This is a genomic window from Kitasatospora aureofaciens (assembly GCF_001188955.3).
Classification (GTDB): domain Bacteria; phylum Actinomycetota; class Actinomycetes; order Streptomycetales; family Streptomycetaceae; genus Kitasatospora; species Kitasatospora aureofaciens.
Genome location: NZ_JPRF03000087.1, coordinates 63,600 through 78,182 on the forward strand (window position 1 = coordinate 63,600; position 14,583 = coordinate 78,182).

General features: G+C 74.2%; 10 protein-coding genes. 9 read left to right on the forward strand and 1 reads right to left on the reverse strand.

Annotated features, from left to right (window positions below; translation table 11 throughout):
- Position 1: 1 nt before the first annotated feature.
- The 4 genes from HS99_RS37540 to HS99_RS37555 all read left to right on the forward strand — a co-directional run bounded on the left by HS99_RS37540 (position 2) and on the right by HS99_RS37555 (position 7,182).
- The gene (locus HS99_RS37540) at positions 2-4,567 is read left to right on the forward strand and encodes a non-ribosomal peptide synthetase (RefSeq protein ID WP_050366547.1); all 4,566 of its coding nucleotides are present in this window, start codon (positions 2-4) and stop codon (positions 4,565-4,567) included.
- 63 nt (positions 4,568-4,630) lie between these two features.
- Positions 4,631-5,476, forward strand: coding sequence for a dimethylargininase (ddaH, locus tag HS99_RS37545; protein WP_030287902.1), 846 nt, complete (start codon positions 4,631-4,633; stop codon positions 5,474-5,476).
- Between the two features lie 96 nt (positions 5,477-5,572).
- A complete protein-coding gene (locus tag HS99_RS37550) occupies positions 5,573-6,586 on the forward strand; it encodes a TauD/TfdA family dioxygenase (RefSeq protein WP_046385744.1) in 1,014 nt (337 codons plus the stop codon).
- Between the two features lie 164 nt (positions 6,587-6,750).
- Positions 6,751-7,182 (forward strand): DUF8711 family protein, encoded by a 432-nt coding sequence (locus HS99_RS37555; RefSeq protein WP_030287899.1) that lies wholly within the window; start codon positions 6,751-6,753, stop codon positions 7,180-7,182.
- A 541-nt stretch (positions 7,183-7,723) separates the two neighbouring features.
- Here HS99_RS37555 and HS99_RS37560 read toward each other — a convergent pair.
- A complete protein-coding gene (locus tag HS99_RS37560) occupies positions 7,724-9,145 on the reverse strand; it encodes an amidase (RefSeq protein WP_030287897.1) in 1,422 nt (473 codons plus the stop codon).
- Between the two features lie 148 nt (positions 9,146-9,293).
- On the opposite strand from HS99_RS37560, the gene HS99_RS37565 reads away from it, so the two are divergent.
- From HS99_RS37565 to HS99_RS44385, 5 genes are all read left to right on the forward strand, one after another.
- Positions 9,294-9,884: a TetR/AcrR family transcriptional regulator gene (locus HS99_RS37565; protein WP_030287895.1), complete on the forward strand. Its 591-nt coding sequence runs from the start codon at positions 9,294-9,296 to the stop codon at positions 9,882-9,884.
- Positions 9,885-9,936: 52 nt separating this feature from the next.
- Entirely contained in the window at positions 9,937-10,923 is a 987-nt protein-coding gene (locus HS99_RS37570; RefSeq protein WP_050366545.1) for an RNA ligase family protein, read from the forward strand.
- A gap of 181 nt (positions 10,924-11,104) precedes the next feature.
- Positions 11,105-12,019 (forward strand): AurF N-oxygenase family protein, encoded by a 915-nt coding sequence (locus HS99_RS37575; protein ID WP_030287891.1) that lies wholly within the window; start codon positions 11,105-11,107, stop codon positions 12,017-12,019.
- Between the two features lie 74 nt (positions 12,020-12,093).
- Positions 12,094-13,755, forward strand: coding sequence for an FAD-dependent oxidoreductase (locus HS99_RS37580; protein ID WP_030553371.1), 1,662 nt, complete (start codon positions 12,094-12,096; stop codon positions 13,753-13,755).
- Positions 13,756-14,292: 537 nt separating this feature from the next.
- On the forward strand, positions 14,293-14,538 hold the full coding sequence (locus tag HS99_RS44385) for a hypothetical protein (RefSeq protein ID WP_072654553.1): 246 nt from the start codon (positions 14,293-14,295) through the stop codon (positions 14,536-14,538).
- The last annotated feature ends 45 nt before the right edge of the window (positions 14,539-14,583 follow it).

Below are 14,583 nucleotides of genomic sequence, written 5' to 3' on the forward strand. Positions count from 1 at the left end.
CGTGTCCACATCGCGCGAGGACAGGATCGCCGCGCTGCCGGCGCACCTGCGAGAACAACTGCTGCGCCGCCTGGCCGGAGCCTCCGGTCCGGCCGAGGAACCGGGCATCCCGACCGTGCCGCGCACCGGGCCGCTGCCGATGTCGTTCGCCCAGCAACGCCTGTGGTTCCTGCACGAGTTAAACCCCGAGTCGGTCGGCTACAACTCCTGCTTCGGGCTGCGGCTGACCGGTGAGCTCGACGCCGGGGCGCTGCGGGAGGCCCTCGTCGGCGTGGTGCGGCGGCACGAGGCGCTGCGCACCACCTTCGACTCGGTCGACGGAACACCGGTGCAGACCCCGTGCGAGGAGTTCACCGTCCCCTTCGAGCAGGTCGACCTGAGCGGACCCGCCGGTGCGGACCGGCAGGCGGAGCTGGACCGCGCGGTGGCGCGGGACCTCGCCCGGCCCTTCGACCTGCGCACCGGCCCGCTGCTGCGGGCCCTGCTGGTCCGCCTGGCGGAGCGGGAGCACGTGCTTGTCCTGACACTGCACCACATCAACCACGACGGGTGGTCGATGAGCGTCGTCACCCGGGAGATCGGCGAGCTGTACCGGGCCGGACGCGAGGGCCGGGCCGCCGACCTGGCGCCGGTACCGCTGCAGTACGCCGACTTCGCGGTGTGGCAGCGCGAACAGTGCTCACCGGAGGCGCTGGCGCCGTCGCTGGCCTACTGGAGGGAGCAGCTGGCCGGCCTGTCGCCGCTGGAGCTGCCGGCCGACCGGCCCCGGCCGGCTGTGCGCACCTCGGGCGGGGACGTGGAGTCCGTCCTCGTGCCGTCCGGGGTGGCCGACGGGCTGCGCTCGCTGTCCCGGCGGTGCGGAGCCACGCTGTTCATGACGCTGACCGCGGCCGCCCAGGTGCTGCTGGCCCGCTGGACGGGGCAGCGCGACGTCGCCGTCGGCACGCCGGTGGCCGGGCGCGGGCACCCCGGCCTGGAGGAGGTCGTCGGCTTCTTCCTGAACACCCTGGTGCTGCGGGCCCGGCTGGACCCCGACCGGTCGTTCACCGAACTGCTGGCGGGCACCCGCGAATCCGTGCTGGAGGCCTTCCAGCACGAGGAGGTGCCCTTCGAACAGGTGGTGGACGCGGTCCAGCCCGAGCGGGACGCGGGCCGGATGCCGCTGGCGCAGGTCCTGGTCGTCCTGCAGAACGCGCCGGAGGCCCAGCTGGAACTCAGCGGTCTGGGCGTCGAGCAGTACCGGCTCCCCCAGGCCAGTACGGGCTTCGACCTCGTCCTCGGCTTCGAGGAGCGGTCCGACGGCTCGCTGGGCGTCGACGTCGAGTACAGCGGCGACCTGTTCGACGCCACGACCGTACGGCGGCTGTGCGGGCACCTGGTGACACTGCTCGGCTCGATCGCGGCCGCGCCCGACCTGCCCTGGACCGACCTGGCGCTGCTCACCGACGAGGAGCACCGGCGGCTGACCGTCGACTGGGCCCGCACCCCCGCGCCGGACCTCGACGACGTCGGCGTGCACGAGCTGATCGCCCGGCACGCGGCGGAGCACCCCGGGGCGGTCGCCGTGGAGTGCGGCGACCAGCGGCTGACGTACGGCGAACTGGACCGCAGGTCGGGCGAGTTGGCCCGGCACCTGATCGCCTCGGGAGTCGCGCCCGGTTCGGTGGTGGGCATCTGCCTCGACCGCGGCCCGGACCTGGTGGTGGCCACCCTGGCCGCACTGCGGACGGGCTCGGCATTCCTCCCGCTGAACGCGGCCTTCCCGCCCGCCCGGCGGGAGCTGATGCTCACGGAGACCGCGGCGCCGGTCGTGCTGACCCAGCGCTCGCTGCTGGGCGACTTCGCCAACACGGCCGTCCGTGCCGTCGCCGTGGACGGGCCGTGGCCCGGCGCCGGCGCCGGCGCGGACACCGGCGAGGAACCGCGGGTCGGGTCGGAGGCGCTGGCGTACGTCATCTACACCTCCGGCTCCACCGGCACCCCCAAGGGCGTGCTGCTCCGTCACCGCGGGCTGGTCAACATGGTCACGGCCACCGCCCGGCGGTTCGGGCTCGGTGTGGGCGGCCGGGTGCTCCAACTGTCCTCGCCCAGCTTCGACGGCGCGGTGTGGGAGACCTTCCTCGCGCTCACCTCCGGCGCCACCCTGTGCCTGCCCGAGGCCGGGGTCGAGGCGATCGGACCCGAACTGGTCGTCGGCCTGGCGAAGGGCGAGCCGGTGCTGCTGAGCCTGCCGCCCGCGGCCCTCGCGGCCCTGGACCCCGCCGACCTCGCCGCCGGCTCGACCGTGCTCGCGGTCGGCGACCGCTGTCCGGTCGAGCTGGCCCGCTCCTGGTCGGGCCGGCACCGCTTCGTCAACGGTTACGGGCCCACCGAGGCCACCGTCGGCGCGGCGCTGTTCGAGGGCGAGATCCCCGCGGACGCGGCCCGGCTGCCCATCGGCAGGCCGATCGCCGGCGTGGAGGTCTACGTCCTGGACGAGCGGCTGCGGCCGGTCCCGGTCGGCGTGACCGGTGAACTGTTCATCGGCGGACGCGGCGTGGCCCGGGGCTACCTCGGCCGTCCCGAACTGACCGGGCAGCGCTTCGTGCGCCACCCGTTCAGCGACGACCCCGACGCCCGGCTGTACCGCACCGGCGACCTGGGCGCCTGGCTCCCCGGCGGGGAGCTCGACTTCCGGGGGCGCACCGACGACCAGGTGAAGATCCGCGGCTTCCGGATCGAGCTGGGCGAGATCGAGACCGCGATGGGCCGACTGGCCGGAGTGGACCAGGCGTGCGCCCTGGCGCTGGACCACGGCGGGCGCAAGCAGCTGGTCGGCTACCTGGTCCCGGTCGCCGGGCAGACGCTCGACCCCGGCCGGGTGCACGACGAACTGTCCGCGCTGCTGCCGGAGTTCATGGTCCCGTCGGCCTTCGCCGTGCTGGACCGGCTGCCGCTGACGGCGCACGGGAAGGTGGACCGGCGCGCGCTGGCCGAGCGGCCGGTGACGGCGCGGCGCGAGCACGTGGCGCCGCGCACCGACCGGGAGGAGGTGCTGGCGGAGATCTTCCGCACCGTCCTCGGCGTGGAGCGGGTCGGCGTGCACGACGCCTTCTTCGACCTCGGCGGCGACTCCATCCTGTCCACCCAGGTGGTCTCCCGCGCCCGGCAGGCCGGACTGGAGCTGACCGTCAAGGAGCTCTTCCAGGCCAGGACGGTGGCCCGGCTCGCCGAGCTGGTGCGCACCGCCGACGCCTCCGGGGCGGAACAGGGCGGGCAGCCGGACGCCGGGCCGGTGCCGCTGACCCCCGTACAGCACTGGTTCTTCGAGACCCACACCGCCAATCCGCACCACTTCAACCAGTCCGTCCTGCTGGAACTCGCCCCCGACGCCGACCCCGCGGCCGTACGCGCCGCACTGGCCGCCGTGGTCGCCCGCCACGACGCGCTGCGGCTGCGGTTCACCCGCACCGACGGCCAGTGGCGCCAGGAGGTCGTCGAACACCCCGACGGCCGCTGGCACTTCACCCACCTCGACCTCTCCGGCACCCCGGAGGAGCAGCTGTCGGAGCGGATCGACGCGGCGGTCCTCGCGGCCCAGACCGGCCTGTCCGTCACCGACGGCCCGCTGCTGCGCGCGGCGCTGTTCACCCTGGCCGACCGGCCGCCCCGGCTCTTCCTGACCGCGCACCACCTCGCCGTGGACGGCGTCTCCTGGCGCGTCCTGCTGGACGACCTGCGGATCGGGTACGGCCAGCTGTCGGCCGGCAAGGACGTCGACCTCGGTCCGCTCAGCACCTCCTTCGGGCAGTGGGCGCGGCGCCTGGAGCGGTTCACCGCGGAGGGCGGCTTCGACGACCAGGCCGAGTACTGGCGGGCCGCCACGGCGGACGCCCCCGCCGTCCCCGACCCGGGGCTGGTGGAGCAGGCCCGGACCGTCCACGGGCGGCTGACCGCGGAGGAGACCGACGCCCTGCTGCGCCGGGTCCCCGGGGCGCACCGGGCGCGCATCAACGAGGTGCTGCTGGCCGCGCTCGGCCGGTCCCTGACCGGCTGGACCGGCCGGGACCGCACCCTGGTCGAACTGGAGGGCCACGGCCGGGAGGACTTCCTCGACGGCGTCGAACTGTCCCGTACGGTCGGCTGGTTCACCGCAGCCCACCCGCTGGCGTTGGCCGTCCCGGCCGACGCGCCGATGTCCGCGGCGGTCCGCACGGTCAAGCGGCAGCTGCGGGCGGTACCGCAGCACGGCATCGGCTACGGCGCGCTGCGCCACCTGGCCGCCGACCGGCCCGGCCACCCCCGGCCGGCCCGGGTGCGGGCCCTGGTCGGCTTCAACTACCTGGGGCAGTGGGACACCGCGGCCGCCGGCGACGGACTGGTGGTGCGTCCCCTCCCGCACGGCGGCGCCGAGCACCACCCCGCGGAGCACCGGGCGCACCCGCTGGACGTGGTCGGCGCGGTGGAGGAGGGGCGGATGGAGTTCAGCTGCACCTACCCCGCCGGGCACTTCACCGAGGAGTCCGTCACCGAACTGCTGACGGGGATGCTGGACGGCCTGCGCGAGCTGGTCCGCGCCACCCCCTGAACCCCGCCCCGCGCGGCGTCCTCCGCGCCGCCGCCACGTCCGTCACACCTCCCGAGGAGAGCCATGACCGACCGAACGCAGTCCGCCGCCCGCGCCCGCGAGGCCCGTCGGCGCCGTTATCTGATGTGCCGTCCCACCCACTTCGAGGTCACCTACCGGATCAACCCGTGGATGGACCCGGCGAAGCCGGTGGACACCGACCTGGCCGTCGCCCAGTGGGAGAAGCTGCGGGCGCTCTACCTGGAACTGGGCCACGAGGTGGAGCTGATCGACCCGCTCCCGGGCTACCCCGACATGGTCTACGCCGCCAACGGTGCCACGGTGGTGGACGGCAAGGTCCTGGGCGCCCGGTTCCGCAACGTCGAGCGCTCCGCCGAGGGGCCCGCCTACCTGGCCTGGTTCCGCGACAACGGCTTCACCGAACTGCACGACCCCGAGCACATCAACGAGGGCGAGGGCGACTTCCTGGTGGCCGGGAACCTGATCCTGGCCGGCACCGGCTTCCGCAGCGAGCCCCCGGGGCACGCCGAGGCCCAGGAGTTCTTCGGCTGCCCGGTCGTCAGCCTGGAGCTGGTCGACGAGCGCTACTACCACCTGGACACCGCGCTGGCCGTGCTGTCCGAGGACGAGGTGATGTACAACCCCCGGGCGTTCTCGCCGGGCAGCCGGGCCGTGCTGGAACGGCTGTACCCCGACGCCGTGCTGGCGTCCGAGGAGGACGCGGCGGTGTTCGGGCTCAACGCGGTCAGCGACGGGCGGCACGTGGTGCTCCCGGAGGCGGCCACCGGCCTGGCACGGGAGCTGCGGAAGCGCGGCTTCGAGCCGATCGGGATGGACCTGAGCGAGCTGCTCAAGGGCGGCGGCAGCGTCAAGTGCTGCACCTTGGAGGTCCGCGAGGCCGCTGCCTGACGTCCCTCCGGTGGGGCCGGTGAGGGCGGCCGCAGCCCCCTCACCGGCCCGCCCGACCTTGCCCGTCCACATCCTCCTCCTGACTGGAGCCCTTCCATGACCCAGCCGAACACCGCGGCCGACCCGTCAGCTCCCTTCTCCGGCGGCCGGGTGACGACCGCCCCGGTGGACCCGGAGCCGTTCCTGCTGCGCATCGAGGCCGCCGAACCGGGCGTGCGCCTGGACCGGTGGATCGGTGCCAACCGAGCCCGCCTCGTCGACGAACTCCACCGCCACGGCGCCCTGTTGTTCCGGGGATTCGCGGTCGACAGCCCGGCGGAGTTCGGCAGCGCCGCCCGCGCGTACTCGCCCGACCTGCTCGACTACCTGGAGCGGGCCGCGCCGCGCACCGAGATCGCCGACAAGGTGTTCACCTCCACCGAGCTGGCCGCCGACCGCTGGATCGACTTCCACCACGAGATGTCGTACTCCCACAACTGGCCGAGCATCCTGTACTTCTACGGCGACCGCCCGTCCGCGCAGGGCGGAGCCACCCCGGTGGCCAGCGAGCGGGCCGTGTTCCCGAAGATCCCCCAGGAGATCCGCGAGCGCTTCCAGCGGCACGGCGTCGCCTATGTGCGCAACTACAGCCCCGGACTGGACATCCCCTGGCAGGACGTCTTCCAGACCACCGACCGGGCGGAGGTGGAGGCGTACTGCCGCGCCTCGGACACGGAGTTCACCTGGACCGGCGACGACGGGCTGCGCACCCGCTCGGTCCGCCAGGCCGTCGCCCGGCACCCGCACACCGGTGAGACGGTGTGGTTCAACCACGCCCACATGTGGCACGTCTCCACCCTCGACGGGGACGTGGCGGAGTACCTCCTGGACGAGTACGGTCCGGAGGGCGTGCCGCGCAACGCGTTCTACGGGGACGGCACGCCCATCGAGGACGAGGCCGTGGCGTTGATCGGCAAGCTCTACCAGGAGGCCGCGGTGTCGGTGCCCTGGCAGCGCGGGGACGTCCTGGTGGTCGACAACTTCCTGGCCACCCACGCCCGGGAGCCGTTCAGCGGCGACCGCCGCATCCTGGTGGCGATGTCCGACCTGTACGTGAGCCAGGGGATCTGAGCCCCGCCCGGCGGGCGGTGGTGCAGCGAACTGCACTTCTGACTGGGTACCCGCACCCGTGTGCCGGAGGGCCGGCGCGGGGGACGATGAAGCCGTCCGAACAAGCGCGGCGGAACCGGTACGGCGGGTCCGCCGGAAGACGAGCTGCCGGTGGAGGAGCCGCTGTGGACGCAACGTTGGCAGCCCGAGGGAACACGGCCCGAGCACGTCGACGTCCGGGACGGCGGGCGGCGCTCTGCCTGGCCGCCGTCACCGTGCTCGCCCTCGGAGCGACCGCCTGCAAGGTCGACACCCAGACGACCGCGGACCGGGTCGAGGTGTGCTCCCGGGTGCTGGGGCTGACCCTCTTCGATCCCTTCCCGAACGACGCCGACAAGGCCCGCAAGGACGTGCGCGAGCGCGCGGACAAGCTCGACGAGCTGGCGAAGATCGCACCGGACGACGACCTGCGCAAGGCCGTCGAGACCACCGCGAAGTCGCTGCGCGACGCCCAGCCGAAGGACCACGGCGCCCGCACCGTGGTCGACTACCTGGCCGAACAGAACGACCGGCTCAGGGACCTGCGGAAGACCTGCACCGACTCGAAGAAGTACTGACCTTCCGAAGTACCGGCCTTCCGAAGTACCGGCCTTCCGGAGTACTGACCTTCCGGAAGCACGGATCACGAGCCAGGGTGGCGTGGCCCGAGCGGATCGCTCACCGCCCACCCGTCAGCCCGCCGGGGCCGGAACATCCCCCGTACGCCGGCCCCGGCGTCGGCCGAAGGGCGCCTCAAGACCCCCCCGGTTCTTGGGGCGCCCGTCGGCCCGGGACACCGTGACCCCGACCCGCACCCAGGAGTGAACCGGTGGCCGGCGAGATCGGTACGGCGTTGGGCGCCATGGTCCTGACGGGCGGCTGCCTGGTGATGCTCGGCTTCGGGCTCGACCTGCTGCGGCCCGGGCGGGCCGCGCCGCCGGAGCCCTTCGAGCAGCACCACCACGCCGGCCCCGGAGAGGACTGTGACCGGTGGGAGGATCCCGTCCCGTCGACGGCCGCCCGGTCACCACGGTGGTCGACGGCGGCGGTGCCGGCCCGGCCGCGGGGCGGGCACGAGGACACTGGGCCCCACCCGGAGTGGCCGGGTGAGGCCCTTCGTCACATCAAGGGGTCGATCGGGGTGAGGGTGCCGAGCCGGTCCTCGACGTGCTGGGCGGCGGCCAGGCAGAGGTCCTCGCGGAACGGGCGCCCGATCAGCTGCACCCCGGTGGGCAGGCCCTCGGCGTCCAGCCCGGTGGGGACGGCGACGGCCGGGACGCCGACGAAACTGGTGACCGAGCAGAGCCGCATCGCCGAGGCGACCCGGTCCCGCCCGGCCTGGTCCCGGGACTCCAGGCCGGGTTCCACCGGCGGCTCGGTGAAGACCGGGCCGAGCAGCAGCGGGTACGCGTCCAGGAACTCCGTCCAGGAGCGGCGGATGTTCATCCAGGTACCCATGAGCCTGATCAGCCCGGCGGCGTCGACGGGCGGGTTGTGGCGCATGGTCAGCTCGATGAAACGGTCGCCGCCCTCGCCCAGCAGTTGCCGCACGGCGGGCCAGCTGGGGGCGAACTCGGTGCTGGTGAGCTGGTGGTAGGCCTTCAGAGCCTCGTCCAGCCGGGGGACGTCGGGGACCTCGTCCACCTGGTACCCGGCGTCGCGCAGGGCCTCGGCGGCGCCCTCGACGGCGCGGCGGACGGAGGGGTGGACGCCGTGGCCGCCCGGATCGGCGACCACGGCGACCCGCGGCCGGCCGTCGAGCGGCCCTCCGTGCGGCGGCTCTCCGTACAGCGGTGCCGGGACGGCGCGGGGGTCGCGTGGATCCGGTCCGGCCAGGGTCTCGTAGGCGAGCCGCAGGTCGGCCACCGTACGGGCCAACGGGCCGTCCGTGACGAGTAGTTGGGAGGCGGGCCCGGGGTCGGTCGGGCCCAGCATCCGCTGGTCGGCGGCGAACCGGCCGGTCGTCGGCTTGAGCGCGGCGACCCCGCAGAAGGTGGCCGGGATGCGGACCGAGCCGCCGGAGTCGTTGCCGAGCCCCAGTGCGGCCATGCCGGTGGCCACCGCCACGCCGTCCCCGCCGCTGGTGCCGCCGGGGGTGCGGGCCGCGTCCCAGGGGTTGCGGGTGTCGCCGTACAGCTCGCTGCGGGTGTGCATCCCGGCCAGGATCAGGGTCGGCATGTTGCTGTGCCCGATCGGGATCGCCCCGGCGGCGCGCAGCCGGGCCACCGGGACGGCGTCGGCGGGGGCGACCAGCTCGCGGAAGCGCGGCGTGCCGAAGGTGGTCGGGACGCCCTCGATGCGGGTGCACTCCTTGACCGTGAACGGCACCCCGGCGAGCGGGCCGAGCGGCTCCCCGGCCGCCCGGGCCCGGTCGGTCTCCCTGGCGGCGGCGCGGGCGCGGTCGGCGAGGAGCTGGGTCACGGCGTTCACCCGCGGGTTGACCTCGGCGATCCGGGCGAGGTGGGCGTCCACCACCTCGCGGGCGGACACCTCGCCGCCGCGGACGGCGGCGGCGATGGCGGTGGCGGAGAGTTTCCACATGAGGGCTCCCGAATTCGTTCCGATGCGCTTGCATCGGAACCTTAGCGGGCGAGCCGATACGCTTGCATCGAATTAATGGCGGACGCGGACGTCGGGACGCGGACGTTCGGCGGGCGTCGGAACGCGGACGGGAAGTGCGGGGAGCGGTATGCCGAAACAGGTCGACCAGGAGGACCGGCGCCGACGGATCGCCGAGGCCGTGTGTGCGCTGATCGATGCCCAGGGCCTCGAAGGAGTCACCCTCCGGGACGTCGCCACCAGGGCGGACGTCTCCATGGGCGCCGTCCAGCGCTGCTTCCGCACCAAGGAGGAGATGCTGCAGTTCGCCCTCGGCCACATCGGCGCGCGCGTCACCGAGCGCGCCCACGGCCGGGTCGTCGCCGGCCCCGCCCAGTCCGCCGCCAGCACCGTCGGACACGTCGTCGGCGAGGTGGCCCTGCTGCGCGACGAGCACCGGGCCGAAGCCCGGATCTGGCTCGCCTTCCTCGCCGCGGCCGCCGTCAACCCGGCCCTGGCGACCGGACTGCGGACCAGCTATGCCGACCTCGAAGGGCTGCTCGCACGACTCATCGCCGAAGCGTCGGGCGCCGTCGACGCCCGGCGCGAAGCCCGTACCCTCCTCGCGCTCGCCGACGGGCTCACCGCGCACGTGCTCATCGGGCACCGGTCGGCGGCCGAGGCGGAGGAACTGCTGCACGCGCACCTCGTCGGCGTGTGGGGGGCGGGCGCCGGCCGCTGAGAGCCGCTCGAATCCCGTTGTCACCGGAGGGCCTTGCCGCGAGGATCTGTTCGTGGCCGAGCTGAAGCCCTACCCGAAGATCCCCGCCCGGGGCCGCTCCGGCGCACCCGGGAGCCGCGAATGGACCGCGGCGGAGAAGGTGCACGGCGCGCACTTCGCCGTCGTCTGCCAGGACCCGTCCGTCCGGCCCGCCAAACGGCGCGACCTGCTGGCCGACGAGGAACTCGACGCCTTCTTCGGCGTGAGCCGGATCTGGCCGCAACTCCTCGTCGCGGCCCGGCGCTTCGCGGCGGCCCTGCGGGCGACCCGGGGCGAATCCGCCGTCGTCACCGTCTACGGCGAGCTCGCCGGCGGCCGCTATCCGCACCCCGGCGTGCCCGCCGTCCCCGGAGCCGAGCCCGTGCAGACCGGCGTCTGGTACGCCCCCGGCCTGCGCTGGCTGCCCTTCGACGCGACGGTGGAGACGGCCGCAGGGCGGTGCTGGATCGCCGACCGCGAGCTCCGGTCCGCCGCGTCCGCCGCCGGCCTCACCTGCGTGCCCCTGCTCGGACACGGCGCGCTGAAAACCCTTCAGGAGCTGCCGGTCGCCTTCCCCAGTAGGGTCCCGGCCCTGCTCGGACTGCCGGAACTGCCCGACAACCTCGCCGAGGGGTACGTGCTCAAACCGGCCGGTGAATGGCACGAGTCGGACGCCGCCCGGCCTGTCGTCAAGGTCAAGCAGAGGGCCTTCGCCGAGGACGACCGCTACGACGGCGCCCGTCCCTACCTCCCCCCGCCGGAAGGCGCGGCAGGCGTCCCCGCCTGGCTGCTCGTCCAGGCCTCGGCCTTCCTCACCCCCGCCCGCGCCGCAGCCGCCGTCAGCAAACTCGGGCCGCGCGCCGGGACGGACGCGGTGGCGGCGGAGGTCGCCCACGACGTGGCCGACGAACTCTCCGAAGCCCTCGGCGGGCTGGAGCCCTCCACCCTGACGGCGCTCCGGCACGCCCTCCGCCCCGCGACCCTCTCCCTCGCCGCCTTCGACGCGGCGGACCGCCGGTGACGCCGGGCCGTCCTCACCCGCCACCACCGCCTCCTCGCCACCCCCTGCGCGCGCCCGCCGCGCTCACCCTCCCGCCGGTTGTCTCCTGCACGGGGGGTTCTCGCCGTCCGGCTCTTATTGTACTGTCCGTCTAATAAGCGGGTGAGCGGGAGCCCGCAGGAGCAGGCACCTGGAGGCAGCCATGGCCCTCACCCGGCAGGCGACCGAGCACGGCCACACGGTGGCCGACGACGACGTCTCGAAGCGGCTGCTGGAGTCGGCCGCCACCCTCTCCTTCGACCCCATGACCGAGATCGACTGGGACGCCCCCCTCCCCGAGGAGCACTACGGCCTCAATCCCGAGTGGAGCACCCTCTACGGCACCCGGCTCTGGGACGGGATGACCGAGCAGCAGCGGGTCACCCTCACCCGGCACGAGGTCTGCTCGATCATGAACACCGGCATCTGGTTCGAGATGATCCTCCAGCAGATGGTGCTGCGCGACCAGTACCTCAAGAACCCCGCCAACGCCGAGTTCCAGTTCGCGCTCACCGAGATCGCCGACGAGTGCCGCCACTCGATCATGTTCGCCCGCGCCTGCCAGAAGATGGGCGTCCCCGCCTACCGGCCCAACAAGGTGATCGCCCAGGCCGGGCGAGCCTTCAAGGCGCTCGCCAAGGGTGAACTCGCCTACGGCGGCATCCTGGTGGCCGAGGAGGTGCTGGACGTCATGCAGCGTGACTGGATGCGCGGTGAGAACGTCCTGGAGATCGTCCGCGGCACCTCCCGGATCCACGTGGTCGAGGAGTCGCGGCACATGAAGTTCGCCCGGCAGGAGATCCGCGAACGGATGCGCCACGCGGGCCCGGCCCGCCGCCGCACCTCGGCCACCGGCATCGCGATCGGCGCGTACGTCATCGTCAGCAGCATGGTCCACCCGGGCGTGTACAAGGCCGCCGGGCTGGACGTCGCACGGGCGCTCGCCGAGGTGAAGGAGAACGAGCACCGCAAGGCGATGATGCGCAACAGCTCCCGGCACCTGATGGCGTTCCTCGCCGAGGCCGGGCTGCTCACCAGCCGCTCGGCCGCCGTCTACCGCCGCGTTCACATGCTCTGACGACGAACGGGGCGACGAACCAGGACGACCGACCAGGACGACCGACCAGCTAGAGCGAGGACCCCACTCCGGCCATGGCCTACGCGATCACCCGTAACTGCTGCAACGACGCCTCGTGCGTGTCCGTCTGCCCGGTCAACTGCATCCACCCGACCCCGGAGGAACCGGAGTTCGGCAGCACCGACATGCTGTACATCGACCCGCAGGCGTGCATCGACTGCGGCGCCTGCGCGGACGCCTGCCCGGTGGACGCGGTGTTCCCGGTCGACCGGCTGCGCGGCCCGGACGTCGTCTTCGGCGACCTCAACCGGGACTGGTTCCGCGACCACCCCAACGACCACGCCTGGGGCGCGCCCAGTTTCCCGCGCAGCCTGCCCGGCGGGCTCGGCACGCTGCGGATCGCCGTGGTCGGCACCGGGCCGTCCGCCGGGTACACCGCGCAGGAGCTGCTGCGCTGCACCAGCGCGGAGATCACCATGATCGACCGGCTGCCGGTCACCGGCGGCCTGCTGCGGCACGGCGTCGCGCCCGACCACCAGTCCACCAAGCGGATCGCGGAGAGCTTCGCGAGCGTCTTCCACGACCCCCGGCTGCGGATGCACCTCAACCTGGACGTCGGCACCGACGTCACCCACGAGGAGCTGGCCGCGCACCACCACGCGGTGGTGTACGCGGTGGGCGCGGCCGCCGACCGGCGGCTCGGCGTGCCCGGCGAGGACCTGCCGGGCAGCCTGCCCGCGACCTCCTTCGTCCGCTGGTACAACGCCGACCCGACGGTGCCCGCCGACACGGTGGAGCTGTCCGCCGAGCGGGTGGTGGTGGTCGGCAACGGCAACGTCGCGGTGGACATCGCCCGCGTCCTGCTCACCGACCCCGACCGGCTCGCCGCCACCGACATCGCCGACCACGCCCTGGCCGCGCTGCGCGGCAGCAGGGTCCGGGAGGTCGTGCTGCTGGCCCGGCGCGGGCCCGAGCAGGCGGCCTGGACCAGGCCGGAGTTCCTGGCGCTGGGCCGGCTGCCGGGCGTCGAGCTGGTGGTCGAGGACCACCCGGAGGTGCGGGTGGCGATCGAGGCGGCCGCGCCGGACTCCAGGGCCGGGCTGCTCGCCGGCCTGCCGCTGGTGCGGTACGACGGGGGCGCGGAGCCGGGGCCGGGGCGGCGGATCGTGCTGCGTTTCCTGTCGGCGCCGGTCGAGCTGACCGGGGAGGACGGCCGGGTCTCGGGGCTGACCGTCGAGCGGACCACGCTGACGGCGGACGGCGAGCCGCTCCGGGTGGTGGGGGAGAGGGAAACCCTGCGGGCCGGGCTGGTGGTGCGCTCGATCGGGCACCGGGGCGTGCCACTGCCCGGGCTGCCGTTCGACGAGCGGAGCGGGACGGTCGCGCAGCGCGGCGGACGGGTCGTCGACCCGGCCACCGGACGGGCGCTGCCGGGCGTGTACGTGGTGGGCTGGGCCAAGCGCGGCCCGTCCGGCGGGATCGGCGCCAACCGGGCCTGCGCCCGGGAGACGGTGGACGCGCTGCTGGACGACGCGGTGGCCCGGCTGCTGCCCGAACCACCTTCGGGGCGCGCGGAGTTCGAGCGTCTGGTGCGGCGGCGCCGGCCGGACGCGGTGGGGCTGAAGGAACTGCGCGCGGTGGACCGGGCGGAGCGCGAGCGGGGCGCGGCGCAGGGGCGGCCGCGGGTGAAGCTGGCGACGGTGGCGGAACTGCTGGCGGCGGGCCGACGGCGCTGAGGCGCGTTCCCGGGCCGGGCGACCGGGGTGGGCGACCCGGGGTGAGCAGCCGGGGCGGCCCGCGCTGGGTGGACGCGTGGGCCGCCCGGTTGACGCGGCCGTGACCCGGTGCGCCGGGGCGCGTTGGGTGGATGTGAGCAGTTTTGGGTTGGCCTCGGACGCGTGGTGTCGGCCGATGGCCGAAGAAACGATCCTGCAATGGCCGGGGCACCCTCCGGAACCCGACCCGGGGGTGCCCATCTATGCCGAACTGGCCCGCCGGTGGCAGTCGGAGGGGCGGTCGGTGCCCGGACTGCCGGACCCGGTCTGGGAGTCGCTGACCACCCCGGGCGCCTCCGCTGCTCCGGCAGCCGCAGCACCCCCGGCAACCGCAGCGCCCGCGGGACCGGCAGCGCCCCCGACGACCTCACCCCCCGCCGACCCCTCGGGGTAGAACTGACCGCCCACCGCCGGAAGAGCCCGATCGAGCGCTCCCCGGGCACCAGCGGCGGCTGCGCCAGGTGCCGCTCGCGGGCCGGCACCGGCCGGTCCTGCTTGATGATCCGCATCGCCGCCTGGAGCGCCGGCCAGGAGGCCGCCCGGTCGACGCTCCGTACGGACCTCGCCGACCCGACCCCCGGCACCAGCAGCCGCAGCGGCACGGTGCCGGCCACCGCGAACCGCGCCAGGGTCCGCCAGGGTGCGACCGGCGTCGGCAGCACCCACACCCGCAGCGTGCTGCCCAGCTCCGGCAGTTCGGTGGTCAGCCGCATCGTGCCCAGCCCGGCCAGCAGCACCGGCTGACCAGCAGTGTCGAGGGCATCCCCGTCCTCGACACCGTCGCCGTCC